Annotated in this window: 16 protein-coding genes; 3 read left to right on the forward strand and 13 right to left on the reverse strand. The window is 66.7% G+C overall.

Annotated features, from left to right (window positions below; genetic code table 11):
• Window positions 1-52: 52 nt before the first annotated feature.
• The 5 genes from SLQ33_RS03715 to secA2 are packed head-to-tail and all read right to left on the reverse strand — an operon-like array spanning window position 53 to window position 5,158.
• Window positions 53-859, reverse strand: coding sequence for a DUF881 domain-containing protein (locus SLQ33_RS03715; RefSeq protein WP_319452410.1), 807 nt, complete (start codon window positions 857-859; stop codon window positions 53-55).
• Window positions 856-1,188: a small basic family protein gene (locus tag SLQ33_RS03720; RefSeq protein ID WP_319452411.1), complete on the reverse strand. Its 333-nt coding sequence runs from the start codon at window positions 1,186-1,188 to the stop codon at window positions 856-858. Before SLQ33_RS03720 ends, SLQ33_RS03715 begins: the two co-directional genes overlap by 4 nt.
• A gap of 28 nt (window positions 1,189-1,216) precedes the next feature.
• Window positions 1,217-2,128 carry a DUF881 domain-containing protein gene (locus SLQ33_RS03725; protein WP_319452412.1) on the reverse strand — a complete coding sequence of 304 codons (912 nt, stop codon included), beginning with the start codon at window positions 2,126-2,128 and terminating at the stop codon, window positions 1,217-1,219.
• Window positions 2,125-2,799, reverse strand: coding sequence for a CDP-alcohol phosphatidyltransferase family protein (locus SLQ33_RS03730; RefSeq protein WP_319452413.1), 675 nt, complete (start codon window positions 2,797-2,799; stop codon window positions 2,125-2,127). The genes SLQ33_RS03725 and SLQ33_RS03730 overlap by 4 nt, the downstream gene beginning before the upstream one ends.
• A gap of 10 nt (window positions 2,800-2,809) precedes the next feature.
• The gene (secA2, locus tag SLQ33_RS03735; RefSeq protein ID WP_319452414.1) at window positions 2,810-5,158 is read right to left on the reverse strand and encodes an accessory Sec system translocase SecA2; all 2,349 of its coding nucleotides are present in this window, start codon (window positions 5,156-5,158) and stop codon (window positions 2,810-2,812) included.
• A 170-nt stretch (window positions 5,159-5,328) separates the two neighbouring features.
• On the opposite strand from secA2, the gene SLQ33_RS03740 reads away from it, so the two are divergent.
• Together SLQ33_RS03740 and SLQ33_RS03745 are read left to right on the forward strand one after the other, a co-directional pair.
• Window positions 5,329-7,242 (forward strand): ABC transporter ATP-binding protein/permease, encoded by a 1,914-nt coding sequence (locus tag SLQ33_RS03740; RefSeq protein WP_319452415.1) that lies wholly within the window; start codon window positions 5,329-5,331, stop codon window positions 7,240-7,242.
• A gap of 35 nt (window positions 7,243-7,277) precedes the next feature.
• On the forward strand, window positions 7,278-9,188 hold the full coding sequence (locus tag SLQ33_RS03745) for an ABC transporter ATP-binding protein/permease (protein ID WP_319452416.1): 1,911 nt from the start codon (window positions 7,278-7,280) through the stop codon (window positions 9,186-9,188).
• Here the strand turns inward: SLQ33_RS03745 and SLQ33_RS03750 are convergent.
• Genes SLQ33_RS03750 through SLQ33_RS03770 form a run of 5 tightly spaced genes read right to left on the reverse strand, consistent with a single transcriptional unit; the run spans window position 9,185 to window position 12,929 of the window.
• On the reverse strand, window positions 9,185-10,666 hold the full coding sequence (locus tag SLQ33_RS03750) for an FAD-binding protein (protein ID WP_319452417.1): 1,482 nt from the start codon (window positions 10,664-10,666) through the stop codon (window positions 9,185-9,187). The two genes, SLQ33_RS03745 and SLQ33_RS03750, sit on opposite strands and share 4 nt — an antisense overlap.
• Window positions 10,663-11,157, reverse strand: coding sequence for a VOC family protein (locus tag SLQ33_RS03755; RefSeq protein ID WP_319452418.1), 495 nt, complete (start codon window positions 11,155-11,157; stop codon window positions 10,663-10,665). The genes SLQ33_RS03750 and SLQ33_RS03755 overlap by 4 nt, the downstream gene beginning before the upstream one ends.
• A gap of 45 nt (window positions 11,158-11,202) precedes the next feature.
• Window positions 11,203-11,841 (reverse strand): SRPBCC family protein, encoded by a 639-nt coding sequence (locus SLQ33_RS03760; protein ID WP_319452419.1) that lies wholly within the window; start codon window positions 11,839-11,841, stop codon window positions 11,203-11,205.
• A complete protein-coding gene (locus SLQ33_RS03765; protein WP_319452420.1) occupies window positions 11,838-12,197 on the reverse strand; it encodes a metalloregulator ArsR/SmtB family transcription factor in 360 nt (119 codons plus the stop codon). Before SLQ33_RS03765 ends, SLQ33_RS03760 begins: the two co-directional genes overlap by 4 nt.
• A gap of 45 nt (window positions 12,198-12,242) precedes the next feature.
• Window positions 12,243-12,929: a TetR/AcrR family transcriptional regulator gene (locus SLQ33_RS03770; protein WP_319452421.1), complete on the reverse strand. Its 687-nt coding sequence runs from the start codon at window positions 12,927-12,929 to the stop codon at window positions 12,243-12,245.
• 104 nt (window positions 12,930-13,033) lie between these two features.
• Here SLQ33_RS03770 and SLQ33_RS03775 point away from each other — a divergent pair, with 104 nt between their 5' ends.
• Window positions 13,034-13,474, forward strand: coding sequence for a nitroreductase family deazaflavin-dependent oxidoreductase (locus SLQ33_RS03775; RefSeq protein ID WP_319452422.1), 441 nt, complete (start codon window positions 13,034-13,036; stop codon window positions 13,472-13,474).
• 7 nt (window positions 13,475-13,481) lie between these two features.
• Here the strand turns inward: SLQ33_RS03775 and SLQ33_RS03780 are convergent, their stop codons facing one another.
• From SLQ33_RS03780 to SLQ33_RS03790, 3 genes are all read right to left on the reverse strand, one after another.
• Complete coding sequence (locus tag SLQ33_RS03780) at window positions 13,482-14,060, reverse strand: SecDF P1 head subdomain-containing protein (protein ID WP_319452423.1); 579 nt, start codon at window positions 14,058-14,060, stop codon at window positions 13,482-13,484.
• 71 nt (window positions 14,061-14,131) lie between these two features.
• On the reverse strand, window positions 14,132-14,833 hold the full coding sequence (locus SLQ33_RS03785; protein WP_319452424.1) for a hypothetical protein: 702 nt from the start codon (window positions 14,831-14,833) through the stop codon (window positions 14,132-14,134).
• Window positions 14,834-14,926: 93 nt separating this feature from the next.
• Window positions 14,927-15,532 (reverse strand): LysM peptidoglycan-binding domain-containing protein, encoded by a 606-nt coding sequence (locus SLQ33_RS03790; RefSeq protein ID WP_319452425.1) that lies wholly within the window; start codon window positions 15,530-15,532, stop codon window positions 14,927-14,929.
• Window positions 15,533-15,642 lie beyond the last annotated feature (110 nt).

The raw sequence follows: 15,642 nt of genomic DNA on the forward strand, positions 1-15,642 counted from the left end.
GTCTGTCGGCGCGGAAACGGATCGCAGGGATTGTCGCAGTGAATGAACTCGGTCATTTGACTGGCTGAGCGTATTGGCGTGCTTTCGGTTGCCGCAAGGCGGTCACGTCGACGACGTCAGATTGCTGTGCCGACATCGTGCCCCCGACGCGCTCGATGCTGTCCATCGCGCCGCCGGGTATGTTCATCGCCGCGGCCAACGTCGCTGGATCTCCTATGGCGAGAACCGAATACGGCGGGTTCATCGTGATGCCGTCGACGACGAGCGCTCCTGGTGTGCCCACCACCCACGTGTCGATGCCGACTCTGACCTGCTGCCCGGCCGATCCGACCTGGATGGCCTCCGCACCCGCGGCGCGGAGTTCGTTGATGACGTCGAGCATGGTCTCGGCGGACACGCCCGGGGCGGTGTCGGCGATGGTCAGCGTCACGCCGGGTCCCGTCGCGCCGACCGTGCCGATGAAGATCGAAAGGGCGGCCAGCCTGGCGCGGGCGTTCTCGATCGCGGCCGAGTCGCTGCTACCCGAGGCTTGCAGCGCCGCGAGCGTGCGCTGAAGGTCCGCCACCTCGGTGTTGAGCGCCGCTTCGCGTTGCTGCAGGGAATCGAGCAGCACCAGCAGGTCGGCGGGCCGCGCCGTCTCTAGGGAGTCACCCGATTCCGTCTGACGGACCTGGGTCGCGATGGCCACGCCGAGCACGACGCACAACAGCACCGCCAGCGCACCGAACATCAGCTGGGATCGTCCGCGCCGCACGATTCCCGCGACGCCGCCGGGCTGAAGTTCGCCGATTGGACGGACCGGCTCGTCGGGCGGGAGCTCGTGCTTGCCTTTCGGCGTTTCGGAGTCGCTCAAGGTCATGCCCCGAACAATCTGCGGCGCAGCGCAGCGGCGTTGCCGAAGATGCGGATGCCGAGCACCACGATGATCGCGGTCGAAAGCTGGGTGCCCACTCCGAGCTGGTCGCCGAGGTAGACGATCAGCGCCGCGACCAACACGTTGAACACGAACGAGATGACGAAGACCTTCGAGTCGAAGATGCGCTCGAGGTACGCCCGCAGTCCGCCGAACACCGCGTCCAGCGCGGCCACCACCGCGATCGGGAGGTATGGCTGAATGAAGTCCGGCACGCTGGGATGGAACACCAGCCCCAACACGATTCCAACGACGAGCGCGGCGATTCCGATCATATGAATCCGATCATGACGGTGTCTGCTTTCACGGCGGCCCAGCCTCCTTGGCGAAGTTGACGTCTCGCACCGAGCTGGCCGGGACGGTGAGGTCTTCACCTTCGGTGACGTCGACGCCGACTCCGTACGACGCCTCCAACAGCCGGAGCCGCTGCAGTGCAGAGCTGTTGTCGAAGGCGTCGTGCATGCCGTGCGGCGGGCCGATGGCGAGGACGACGTAGGGGCTGGCGATGGGTTGATTGTCGACGAGCATGCCCCCGCCCGCCTGCCTGATGGTCACGTTCGGCCCGACCCGCACGCCACCGACGGCGATCGCCTCGGCGCCGCTGACCCACAACGAGTTCACGGCGAGCTGCAGGTCACGGTCGAGGATGATCTGGCGACTCCCCGCGACGCGCTGCTTGGTCACGTCGCTGAGGTCGCGGGCCGCGTCGGGTTCGGTGACGGTGAGGCGAAGACCCGGTCCGACGACCGGCGTGGCGGCGGCCGCGAACTCCGCGGCGTCCAGGTCGGCGAGCAATCGCCGACCGCGTTCGTCGCCTTCGAGCCTGCTGCGCCGATCCGATTCGACCGCCGCTGCCAAAGTGTCGCGTCGCGCGGTCGCGTCACGCGTCGACACCTCGGCCGCGTTCACGCCGTCGGCCAGGACGTGCTGAGTTTCCCTGGTCGCCGGCGCACCGGACTGCGCCTGGGCTGCGGCGGTGGCGAAGATGACCGCAACGGCCAGACCTCCGCACAGCTGCCAGGACCAGTCGGCTGCCCGGCTTCGCGGCTTCTCCGCGCGGCGTTTGGCGGCCGCTGCGTACCCAGGGTCGAGATGCTCGGACAACAGCGACCGCAACAGCGATGGCACGGGAATCAGCGTCGGCGCGTTCGCCTCGTGGGCGTTGCGTCCGGCGTCCTGGCCGTAGCCGCCGAGTGCCCGCTCGTCGTCACTCAATGTTGTCTTCCCGGGTCGCTTCGCTCCCGCCCTCCGGCGCTCACCCGCGGGAGCGCAAACACCATCCTCACTTGGATCAGATAGAGCACCCCCGACCACAGATACATCGCGATTCCCCAGATGAGGAACGCCCACCCGCAGGCCAGGATGACGCGGCTCCACAACGCGTCCCACTGGCCGAGCAGGATCAGTGGGAATCCGGACATCAACGCGAACGTCGCGGCCTTACCGATGTAGGCGACCGGCAGCGCGGTCAACCCGCGGCTGCGCAGAATCGGAAGCGTCGCGGCCAGCGTCGCGTCGCGGGCGAGCAGGGTGATGACGATCCACCACGGCACGATGCCCGCGATCGCGAGCGCTATTGGCACGGCGACCATGTAGATGCGGTCGACCGCCGGGTCGAGTAGCGCCCCGAGCTTCGACGACTGGTTGGCGACCAGTCGCGCGATCTTCCCGTCCGCCCAGTCGGAGAACCCGCTGAACATGAGTATGCCTACCGCCCAAGCATTTTCGTGCACCACCAATAGGAGGTACAGGAATACCGGCACCAGGATCAGCCGCAGCGCACTCAGCGCGTTCGGCACCGTCAACACCCGGTCGCCGACCGCGTCGCGCTCCCCCTCCCGAGCACCTTCCCGGGTCGCTTCGCTCCTGCCCTCCGGCGGCTCCATGGGCGTCAACCTAGCGGAAGACTCCAGGCAGACTCAGCGCAGCCATCGTGTCGTCCGCCAGCGGGTTGTCGTGAATCATGTACGTCCAGGTCGAGGTCGGCCGGGCGAGCTTCGAGAGATCCAGCCCTGGTTCGTCTTCCAGCACGTTGGCGGTCTCGAACGTCTGCTGCGCCGCCTCGATGGCGTCGGCAGCCAGCGACGCGAACGCGTCGACCGCCATCCGGTGGAACTCGTCGAGCGGGTTCTGCATCCCAAGCGCACGCAGGTGGATGCTCTCGCGGATGTCGGAAAGGTAGGCCTGATGGTCGGCCCATCCGCGGTCGAGGTGATAGAGCATGATCAGCCGCGCGATCTTCTCGAGCCGCTCCTCACCGACCTCGTCGACTAGTTGTTCGTAGCGCTTGGGGCTGCGTTCGGCGAGTTCCTCCCGCGCCGTCGCAGTGCGCAGCAGGTGCTCGCGGCGCTCGGCGATGATGGCCCGTTGCTGGGCGACAAGCTGGTTGTAGCGCCACGTGTTGGCGTGCACGTCGAGCAGCTTGCCCTCGGCCACGCGCTGCGCGTGTTCGAGCAGCTGCCCGGCCTTCTCGTTGGTGATGCGGCCGTCGTCGTCGGTCTGCAGGGGCAGCTTCTCGGGTTCCAGGTGGGCCACGACGACGTCGTCCTCCCAGCTTGCGAAGAACAGCGACGAGCCAGGGTCGCCTTGGCGCCCGGCACGGCCGCGCAGCTGGTTGTCGAGCCGCTCCGTGTGGTGGCGGCCGGTACCGACGACGTGCAGCCCGCCGAGCTCGGCCACCTCGTCGTGGTCGGCTTCATCGGAGCCACCGAGCCTGATGTCTGTGCCGCGGCCCGCCATCTGCGTGGACACCGTCACGGTGCCGAGCTTTCCGGCCTCGGCGATGACGGCGGCCTCCTCCTCGTCGTTCTTGGCGTTGAGCACGACTGCCGGGACGCCCGCCTTGACGAGCCGTTCGTGAAGCTCCTCCGACTCGGCGACGTCGCGGGTGCCGACGAGTACCGGCTGCCGGGTTTCGTGAACCGACACGATGTGCTCGATGACGGCGTCGTTCTTGGCGGCCGCGGTGATGTAGACGCGGTCCGGCTCGTCCTCGCGGACGTTCGGCGTGTTCGGCGGGATCGGCGACACGCCGAGCTTGTAGAACTGCCGGAGCTGCTCACCCGCGGCCAGCGCGGTTCCGGTCATGCCGCAGACCGTCGGATAGCGGTTGATCAGCGCCTGCACGGTGATGGTGTCGAGCACCTCGCCGGTCTCGGTGGTCTCGATGCCCTCCTTGGCCTCGACCGCGGCCTGCAGTCCGTCCGGCCAGCGCTGAAGCTGCGCGATCCGTCCGCGCGACGCGTTGATCAGGTGCACCTTGCTGTCGCGGACGATGTAGTGCACGTCGCGCTGGAGCAGCACGTGGGCGTGCAGCGCGACGTTGACCTCCGTGAGGGTGCTTCCGACGTGATCTTCGGAGTACAGGTCGATGCCGCCGAGCGCGGCTTCGAGCTTGCGCGCACCGGTGTCCGTGAGGTGCACGTTGCGCCGGTCGGCGTCGGTGTCGTAGTACGTGCCCGCGTTGGTACCCGTGGTCAGGTCGCCGACCAGCCGGATGATCTCCAGCCGGGGCGTCTCCCGGTGCGTGGTGCCCGCCAGCACCAGCGGCACCAACGCCTCGTCGACGAGCACCGAGTCGGCCTCGTCGATCAGCGCGACGTCCGGATCCGGGGAGACGAGGTCGTCGACATCGGTGACCAACTGGTCGCGCAGCACGTCGAACCCGATCTCGTTGACCGAGCCGTACGTGATGTCGCACTCGTAGGCGGCGCGCCGCTCGTCCGCGGTCGAGTCGGCGGTGATCCAGCCGACGGTCAGCCCCATCGCCTCGAGCAGCGGACCCATCCACTCGGCATCGCGACGGGCGAGATAGTCGTTGACGGAGATGACGTGCACGCTGCGGCCGCCGAGCGCGTAACCGCCCGCGGCGATCGCGCCCGCGAGCGTCTTACCCTCGCCCGTCGCCATCTCCACGACGTCGCCGGCAAGCATGCGCAGCGCGCCGAGCAACTGAACGTCGAACGGCCGCAAGCCCGTTGCGCGTTCGGAGGCTTCGCGCGCGATGGCGAGGAACTGGGGGATGTCGGACGATTCGGCAAGGCCGTCGAGCACCAGCAGCTTCGCGGCCTTGCGCAGCTGCTCGTCGTCCAGTGCGGCGGCCTTCTCGTCGAACTCCGACGACGCGCGCACCTGCGTCATCGAGCGCGCCTGATCCCTATCGGTGCTGGCGCCGAGGAGCTTCCAGAATCGATTGCTCAGCCGTTTCGGCGAGCCGGTCTTTGACTTCGGCGCGGTCTTGGGCACGTGTTTACGGTACGCGGCACCAAGGCGGGCTCGAACGAGGTCCAACCACTAAACGCGGATCGGGGTTCGGGGGTCCGCGATGGGTCGACATCTCACCCTTGGCAGGATGCTGCGGTAGCTTCGCCGCAGGGTGGCGTCACTGGACGCCGAGGTACAGGAAGAGTTGTTCGTTGGAATCGGAACCGTTCAAGCCGTCAATCGACTGGGGCCATGAGCTCGCCTCGTCGGCGTGGTGGGTGCTCTGGGTGTTCGGCGTCACGGCCTTCGTCCTGGCCGTGATACTTCTGCTGATCGGACTGTTCACGACGTGGGGCCGACAGTGGATTCGGATCTCGGGGAAGTTCTTCACCGGTCGCGAGTCCTGGTCGGTCTGGCTCCTGCTCTGCGCGTTCCTGTTCTCGACGATTCTCGGCGTGCGTATCACGGTGCTGCTGAGCTACTACTACAACGACCTCTACACGTCGCTTCAGGTCGCCTTCGAGGGCGCGGCCGCCGACAACGGAGCGATCCGGGATTCCGGCATCAACGGGTTCTGGGCCGCGATAATCATCTTCCTGATTCTGGCCACCATTCACACCGTCCGGGTCCTGCTCGATCTGTACGTCACCCAGCGGTTCATGTTGCGCTGGCGGATGTGGCTCACCGATCGGCTGACCGGAGACTGGCTCGACGGCTACGCCTACTACCGGGGTCGGTTCATCGGAGAGCCGATCGACAACCCCGACCAGCGCATCCAACTCGACGTCGACATCTTCACCGCGGGTGTTCAGGGGCAGCCGAACACGCCGAACAACACCTCGGGCGCGACGCTGCTGTTCGGTGCGGTCGACGCCGTGGTGTCGGTCGGCTCGTTCGCGGCGATCCTGTGGAACCTGTCCGGACCGCTCACGCTGCTCGGCGTCACCTTGCCCAAGGCGTTGTTCTGGATCGTCATGGCTTACGTGCTCGTCGCGACCGTCGTCGCGTTCTGGATCGGGCGTCCGCTGATTCGGTTCAGCTTCCTCAACGAGCTGCGCAACGCCGCCTTCCGCTACGCCCTGATCCGGCTGCGGGACGCCGCCGAGGCGGTCGGTTTCTATCGCGGCGAGGACGCGGAACGACAGCAGCTGCGGTCCCGGTTCGGCGGTGTCGTCGCCAACTACCGAGGCTGGCTGCGTCGGATGATGTGGTTCAACGGCTGGAACTTCACCGTGACCCAGGCCATCAACCCGTTGCCGTACATCATCCAGGCTCCTCGGCTCTTCGCGGGTCAGATCACCTTCGGCGGAGTGCAGCAATCGGCGACGGCCTTCTCGCAGATCCACGACGGCCTGTCGTTCTTCCGCAACTCGTATGACTACTTCGCGATCTACCGGGCAGCGATCATCCGCTTACACGGCCTGATCGACGCGAACGACCGGGCCCGCGCGCTTCCGGAGATGTCGCGCGAGGGCTGCCCCGACGGCACCGTGACCCTCACCGACGTCGAGGTGCGCCGCCCGGATGGCAGCCTATTGATCAAGCCGCTCGACGTTCATCTCGACCCAGGCGACACGATGGTGATCACCGGGGTTTCCGGCGTGGGCAAGACCACGCTGCTGCGCAGCCTCGCTCAGATGTGGCCGTTCGCGTCGGGCACGCTGAAGTGCCCGAGCGATCAGACGATGTTCCTGTCGCAGCTGCCGTACGTGCCGCTGGGTGACCTGCGCGCCGTCGTGTCGTACCCGTGCGAGGAGGGCACCATCACCGACGACGACGTGCAGCGGGTGTTGGTGAAAGTCGCACTGCCGCACCTCGTCATCCGGCTCAACGAGGTTCAGGACTGGGCCAAGGTGCTGTCCCCCGGCGAGCAACAGCGGATCGCGTTCGCCCGGATTCTGCTCAACAAGCCCAAGGCGGTGTTCCTCGACGAGTCGACCTCGGCACTCGACGAGGGCCTGGAAATGACGATGTACGAGTTGGTCCGCGCGGAGCTGCCGGACACCATCGTGGTCAGCGTCAGCCACCGCAGCACCGTCGAGCAGCATCACGAACAGGAATTGGAACTGCTCGGAGAGGGTGAATGGCGGCTCGGCCGGGTCGACGAGGAGCCCGTCGGCGTATAGCTTCGCCCGCGCTTGCGCCGGGGTAGCTTCCCGGCATGGAAATGTTCACCCCGTCCTTCGACTGGGGCAACGTGATCGTCGACTCGGTCATCTGGGTCGCGAAGGCGTGGGCCATCAGCGCCTTCCTGATGCTGGCCGTGTTGGCGCTCATCGCCCGGTTCACCACCTGGGGCAGACAGTTCTGGCGTGTCACCGGCGCCTACTTTCAAGGGCGCCAAAGCCTTCCGGTGTGGGGACTGCTGGCGGTGCTACTGCTGTCGGTGATGATCTCCGTGCGCATGGACGTGCTGTTCAGCTACTACCTCAATGACCAGACCTCGGCGATACAGGTCGCGCTCGGCGGTAGAGACGCCGGCGACGAGGCCGTGCAGGCGTCGGGCGAAAGCGGCTTCTACGCCACCCTCGTGCTCTTCGCGCTGCTCCTCATCGCCGACGTGACCCGAGTCGTGCTCGATCAATATCTGATGCAGTACTTCATCATTCGATGGCGGGTGTGGCTCACCGACCGGCTCACCGGCGACTGGCTGACCGACAAGGCGTACTACCGCGGCCGCTACCTGACTGGCTTCGGCGGCCAGCCGATCGACAACCCCGATCAGCGCATCCAGCAGGACATCGACGTCTTCACGACGGGCACGGGGCCGGAGACCAACACCCCGACGGTCGCGACGTCGCAGACGCTGTTGTTCGGGACAGTGAACTCCATGGTGTCGGTGGTGGCGTTCGCCCCGATCCTGTGGAATCTGGCTGGGCCGCTGACGTTCTTCGGTGTCACCGTGCCCAAGGCGCTGTTCTGGATGGTGCTGCTGTACGTAGCCGCGACGACCGTCGTGGCGTTCTGGATCGGCAAGCCGATCATCCGGCTGACCTTCCGCAACGAAGCGACCAACGCAGCCTTTCGCTACGCATTGGTGCGCATCCGCGACGCGGCCGAGGCGGTCGGCTTCTACCGTGGCGAGCGCACCGAACGCGGTGCGCTGTCGATGCGCTTCGAACGAGTCATCGCGAACTATCGCAGGCTGGTACTGCGCGTCGTGGCGTTCACCGGCTGGAACCGCACCATGAACCAGCTCGTCGCGCCGCTTCCGTTGATCATTCAGGCGCCACGAATGTTCTCAGGAGTGTTGACGTACGGCGACGTCATGCAGTCGGTGGCCGCGTTCGGCAACGTGCAGTCCTCACTGAGCTTCTTCCGCTCCGTGTACGACGCATTCGCCGGCTACCGAGCCGCGATCATCCGCTTGGACGGGCTCGTGACGGCGAACGAACAGGCAAGGGCGCTACCGCGATTGGCGGTCGAAGTCACCGACGATGGCGACGTAGAGCTGGTCGACGTGGACGTCACCTCGCCCACCGGCGACCCGCTGATCGACGACCTGGACCTGCGGCTCACCGCAGGGGACTCATTGGTGATCACCGGGCCGTCGGGGACGGGCAAGACGACGCTGTTGCGAAGCCTCGCCCAGATGTGGCCCTACTCGTCGGGGACACTTCGGACGTCGGACGACGCGATGTTCCTTTCCCAACTCCCCTACGCCCCGCTTGGCTCGCTTCGTGGGGTGGTGTGCTACCCATCGGGCCCAGATGCATTCTCCGACGGCGAGATTCGCAGCGCGCTCGAGACGGTGGCGCTCGGCAACCTCGCGGACCGGCTCGACGAGGACGCCGACTGGTCGAAGATCTTGTCGCCCGGCGAGCAGCAGCGCATCGCGTTCGCGCGGGTGCTGCTCGCCAAGCCCGAAGTCGTGTTCCTCGACGAGTCGACCTCCGCGCTCGACGAAGGTCAGGAGTTCGCGCTGTACACCACGTTGCGCCGGGAGCTGCCGCAGTGCGTCGTGGTCAGTGTGACGCACCGTCCGTCCGTCGAACGCCACCATCGGCGCAGGCTCGAACTCCTCGGTGCGGGTGAGTGGCGGTTGAGTCCGCTGGCCGGCGCGCCTGCCTAGCGCAGGCCCGCCGCGTGCGCTCCAGCGCGACGTCCGAAGAACGAGCCCTCGCCGAGCTGGGTGCCGCTCGCGTAGCCCTTTCCGTCGTGGGCGATGTTGGACGCACACGCGCCAGCGGCGTAGAGGCCGGGCACGGTGCTCCCGTCGGGCCGTAGCACCTCACCGTCGATCGACACCGTCAAGCCACCCATGGTGAACCCGGAGTACATCGCAACGCCGAGCGAGAGGTCGAACGCCGCCCACGGCCCCTTGTCCTGTGCGGCAACGTATTCCGGCTGCTTGTGGAAGTCGGGGTCATCGCCGGTGGCGGCGTGCTCGTTGTAGCGGTCCAGCGTCGCGGCCAGGTTTCCCGCGGGTATCCCGAGCGCGGCCTCCATCTCGGCGACCGTCTCCCAGCCGTCGATGAACTTGATCAGCGGCATCTCGGGCATCTGCATGTGCGCCTCGTCGACGATGAGGTAGGCCTGCTGGTCGGGCTGCTCCAGCACGAAGGCCGACGTCCGCGAGTGGTAGGAGTCCTCTGCGACGAAACGCTGGCCCTGGTTGTTGACGATGACGCCGGTCAGCAGGATCTCGGGTGGGTAGGCGGCGGCGGTGATGAACAACCCGTCGAGGTTCTTGGCCATGCCGCCAGCGGACACGCCCAACCGGATGCCGAGCCCGTCGTCGTGGGGGTTGCCGAGGATGTAGGGCGCGACCATGCCGTGGCGCTTGGTCTTTCGCTGATGGCCAAGCGCCGGCGTGTGCTCGGCGACCATGTCGGCGTTCATGGCGAAGCCGCCCGCCGCGATGACGACGGCCTTGGCCCGGATGGTGCCCGTCTCCCCGAAGTTCTTCCACCGCACGCCGACGACGGCGCCGTCTTCGACGACGAGGTTGGTCGCGCCGGTTTCGTATCTGATCTCGACGCCGACCGCCTCGGCTCGCTTCAGGAGCAGCTCGATGACCATGGCCGCGCCGCCCAGTTCGCCGGGCACCGGCACGGAGTGCCCGCGCGGAGCGGGCTTGGCCTGATCGCAGAACGGCCAGACCTTCTCGTTGCCCGTGTACGACAGTCCCTCGGTACCCGGAGGGACGACGACCTTGCCCTTCCAATAGCTCCGCTCGAACTGAAAGCCAAGCGCCTCAATCCAATTGAAGTGTTCGACGCTTTCGTCGCAGTACACGCGGATCTTCTCGAGGTCTGGCTCCTCGGACACCGCGACGAGATACTTGTACATCTCCTCGGGCGTGTCGTCGTGTCCCGTCGCCTGCTGGACCGCGGTGCCGCCGCCGAGATAGAAGTGCCCACCGGCCATCGACGTGGTGCCGCCTGCGGCGGCGGCTCGCTCGAGCACCAACACCCGTGCGCCCGTGGCGGCGGCGCTGACCGCCGCGCACCCGCCCGCGATGCCGAATCCGACGACGACGACGTCGAACTCGTCGCTCTGGTCCGACACGTCGGCGGTGCTGACGACCGCTGGGATCTCACTACTCACACTTGCTCCTGTTTGACGTAGTCGAAGAACTGCTGAATCTCGGGCGGTACGTAGGCCAGTTCGAGGTAGGGCACCCCCGCGTCGGGTGCAGATGCGTAGGCGAAGCGCATCCCACCGGGCATGGTGCCGTGGGTGACGATGGGGGTGCCGTTTCGTTCCGCGTCGGCGCACATCGCGCCGAACGCGTCCTCGTCGGGCGCGGCCCTGCACACGTGGTGCAGCCCTGGGCCCGAGTGCTCGAGGAATTCGGAGTAGAGGCTGACGCCCGACACCGGCGCGATGAGCTCTAGTTGAGTGTCACCCGCGTACGAGAACGAGATGTCGGCGACGAAGTCGGCAGGCACCCCGCGGTGCGTGCACGACTCGGGTCCGAAGTGGATCCCCGGCATCCGGACCCATTTCTTGGCGCCAAGCAGCGCACTGAGGGCGGCCTCCGTGGCGGCCAGGTCTCGCGTCACCCACGCGATCTGGACAGGTGTCTGGGCGTGCATCGCATCGAGGATATCCTCGCCATCCGCCCCTGGCTAGAACGTGTTCTAGTTTTGTTCCCCGCCCAGGTAGGCCGCGATGGTGTTGTCCGCGGCCGACCGTGCGACGGCGGCATCGTCGCCCCAGGTCACCTGCGCTCGGTACCACTCCTCGCCTGCCAGCCGGATGAAGCGCTTGCCGTCCTCGGACGGGACCCACTGGTTCTCGAAATCAGGCGGGATGTCGGCCTTGGTCGCGGTGTGGATCGCGAGGCCGACGAGAGCGAGGTCCCAACCGAGGCCGACCGCGCCGGGGCCGAACTGCGGCCACATGTCGTCGTCGACGTGGGCGATGTGGTCGAGCTCCATTCGGGCGCGATCGTCGCCCTCCTCGATGATGCGTAATTCGATCCAGCTGACCTTGCCGTCGTACTCCCAGGTTGCCGTGAGCCGACGCGGCGGCTCGCACGTCTGAATGGTGCCGCCTGCGTTGCGCTCCAGCTGGTAGGTGCCGCCGACGGTCAGGTCGCCGCTGACGGGCATGAACCATCGTGGCAGCCGCTCGGCATTGGTGCATGCGTCCCAGAGGTCGTCGGCGTCGGTGGGATAGCTCTGGCTGATGGTGATGACCCGGGCCTCACCGGCCTCGAGTGTCCGGCTGCCGAGTGTGCGTCGCACGGAGTTCACCTGGTGTTGGACGTCGATCACGTTGTCGTCATTCCCTTCTGATGTTGTTCGCGGCGGCGTTGACGCTTGCCCCGCGCGAGCTCGGTGCCGAGCGCGTCGAGGTGCGGTGTCCAGAATCGGCGGAAAGCGCCGATCCACTCGTCGGCGTCGCGAAGTCCGCGAGCGTCGACGGCGTACATGCGTCGCTGGCCGTCCGGCCGTACTGACGTGAAACCGTGGTCGCGCAATACCTTCAGGTGCTGCGAGACCGCCGGTTGCGAGATCGCGAACTCGTCGGCGATGGTGGCTCCGATCGCGCCTGCCGCCAGTTCGCCGTCGGCGAGCAGTTCGAGAATGCGTCGCCGAACCGGATCGCCGAGGACGTCGAACGCGTGCACAAGTCAAAGATATAGTTACAGCTTATATAAGTCAATGATTAATCATCAGCCCGGGATCGTCAGCACCTGGGTCAGCAGCCCGACCTGCCCGTCGAACACCGCCGACGCGTCGGTCAGGGTGTCGCTGCCGTACTGGCCGAACACCTCCAGACTGATGGCGCCAACCAGGCCGGCCCACAGCAGTAGGCACTTCATCACCGTCGCGTCGTCCCCGGTGAACCCGAACTCGGCGCGAAGTCTTTCGAAGTCGGAGGACGTGGGTTGTGCCACAACGGCATTCGACACCGGCACGTCGCCCGCGGCGATTCCCTCGGCGACCACGGCGAACATTGCTCCGACCACCCTGGTGCCCGGCCCGACCGTCAGCTCCGCAGGGGCGTGGTAGCCGGGCACGGGACTGCCGTACAGCAGCGCCCAGCAGGCGGGTTCGGTGACCGCCCATTGCCGAGCGGCGCGAGCCATGGCCAGCAGCTGCTCGGTCCACGCTCCCCCGGTCGACCGCCCTGCCAGCTCCACGGCATCGGCCAGCTCGGTGTAGGCGTCGACGAGCAGGAGCGTCAGTAGGTCGTCGCGGCTGGCGACGTAGCGGTACACCGCCGACGACACCATTCCGAGTTCCCTGGCGATGGCCCGCACCGAGAGTCCCGCGGCGCCCGATACGGCGAGGTGCGCCCTGCCCAGCTCGACGATCTGCCGTTCGATGCGATCGCGTGACTCCTGCCGCTTGCCCATGTCGTCGAGTGTCGCACAAAACGAGATCAGTGCTCTTGATTTACCGGCCGAGTCGTGGCACCCTCAGATACGAGAGCAATGCTCTCCAATCCTAAGGAGATTCGATGACCAAGCGATACGACGAGCCCAACCTGGTTGCCAACTGCGCGAACGCGCTGTTCCGCTGGCTCGCGGAGGCAGGCGTCAGCATCGCGGGCACGCGCGCGATCCGAGTCCGCGGACGCAAGACCGGGAAGTTGCGGGGTGTGGTGATCAACCTGCTCACCATCGACGGGCGCGACTACCTGGTCTCCCCAAGAGGTGACACGCAATGGGCCCGCAATGCAAGGGCCGCAGGCGAACTCGAACTGGGCCCGCGCTGGCGCAGCCGCACCGTCCGCATCACCGAACTGGCCGACGACGAAAAGCCGGAACTGCTCAAGCGGTATCTCCGGCGGTGGTTCTGGGAGGTCAAGGGCCATGTCGGCGGTCTGACGCCGGACTCGACCGATGACGAACTGCGCACCGTCGCGCCGACGATTCCCGTGTTCGCGCTTGCGCCGTAGCGCGGCGTCAGGTGCCCTCGCGCAGCATGCGCGCGATGGTCTCGGCGGTCTCGGCGGTGAAATCACCCGACAGCTGCAGTGACTCGCCGTTGATCGGTTGGCCGATGGCCGCCGCGGCCAGCACCACGCCGTCGCGGACGAACGCCACCTGCTTGCCGATCTGCGTACCGGTGTATTGACCGAACTGTGTTCCCGAGCCGGCGTCCATCGCCATCTGCACGCCATAGAACTGGCTCAACGGCAGCTTGAACGACGTCGCGCTGGTGAGCTTCAGTTGCAGGGCCTCGGGGCCGAGGTGATATTCGGCCTTCCGCTCGACGTCGCAGGTGACCAACGGCGCCCCCGGTGGCGACGGCGGTGGCGGCGGGCCCGGGTGGCATTGTTCGGGCCTGGCCACCAGCGCCTGGTCGACGGGTCGCACGGAAAGCGGCGCGATGTAGACGGCAGGCGTGGTGCTCGTCGGCAGTGCGGAGACGCTCCGCGTGGCGGGTCCTGCTCGGGTGTCGACGAAGAGTGGCATGAGCACCGCGGCGAGCGTGGTGCCCACCATTGCGAGAATCCCGATTGACGCCAGTACGGCGATCATGATCTTGCGACGGGACCATCGCCGACTTGTCGTACTCGGCATCGGTGTTGGCGTCCGGACGCTACGCGGGCTTACGCCGGAGGAGGAACAAGTGGCGGAGCGCTGCCGGATGCGGCGTTGAAGACGTCGCCCCTGATCTGCTGATCGGTGGCCTGCCATGACACCGCCGCCGGGAACTGACCCCATGTGCTGTTGAACATTCCGACGATGACGGCACGTCCGTCGTCGGCGAGTACGTACACGGGCCCACCCGAATCACCCTTCTGGCTGACCACTCCGTTCGACATCGTGAACCAGCCGTTGTTGACGGATTCCACAGTGCCACAACTCTCGCCGGTCACCACGCCGAAATGGCAGACCCGTTGCCCAGCAACGGGAACGACCGCGGGATCGACAACGAGAACCCGTCCGCCGGGCAGCACGTCGCTCAGTGGGACGTCGGGTAGCAGGGCGATGGTCTCCCAGTCGGTGATCACGTGGTCGGTGGCGATGGTGGCGCCGTTGGGAATGTTGTCCTGGAACGACGTCTGGTGGCCGATCACGTTGCCCGTCTTGTCGGTGACGAGGCCACTGCCGTGACAATGCCCGGCGCTGAACGCCGTTCGCGTCGACACGTCGACGAATGCGAGCGTGCAGCGGATGGTGTCCTGGCGAATCTCCATGCCGGGGTGGACCACGTCGACGGGGTCGGCGTGGGAGGTGGCCGCCGCAAAGCTCGCGGCGAGCACCGCGGCCGTTGCCACGACGATGGCGCGCAAACACCTCGAGTGCATGGCGCCTCCGATCCTCGGTGGTAGAACGCGGTTCAGCCTACCCAAGGCAAAGGTGGCCCGGGCCGAAAGGCCCGGGCCACCTCATCACGTCCGCTACGGGATCGTTACTACCTGACCCGGATGGATCAGATCCGGGTTGGCGATGCCGCTCGCCTCGGCGATTTGCGGGTACTTGCTGCCGTCGCCGTAGAAGCGTTCGGCGATGGCCCACAACGTGTCGCCGGACACCACCGTGTACGTCCGCGGAGCGGGCGGGGGCGGCGGGGGCGGGGGCTCGGCCGGAGGGGGCGGGGCAGGCGCCTCGGCCGGTGCGGCCTCCTCGACTGCGGCGGGCACTACCTCGGCCTCGACGACGGGCGGAGCCTCGTCGGTGTTCGTGCCCGACGACCACGCCACGCCGTCGAATCCGTACAGCACCAGGTTGCGGTCGTCCTGAAGGACCAACCGAACGTCCTTGGCGCCCTTGGTCTGACTGGCCCACACCGGGTCGTCGGCCGTGTACAGAACGAAGTTGCCGTCCTTCTGCACCTCGGCGCGAACGACCTTCTGTCCATTGGTGCCCGTCGACCACACTGATTCGTCGCCCGAGTAGAGCACCAGGTTGCCGTCCTCTTGGAGGATCAACTTGTACGCCCCGTTCTTGGACGTCAAGGAGTCACCTACCTCGAGCTTCTCACCGTCTTGAAGTCTGTCTCCCACGATTTCGTGCTCCTTTCCACATTGGCCTGACCGAGCTTACTGACGCCGGGAGCGTTCGTGGGTGGTTCGGCTCCGTGCAAGCAAAACGGTTGGCGAACAATCGGTTGCGC

It is taken from the genome of Mycobacterium sp. RTGN6, assembly GCF_033804605.1.
In the GTDB taxonomy this organism is placed as follows: Bacteria; Actinomycetota; Actinomycetes; order Mycobacteriales; family Mycobacteriaceae; genus Mycobacterium.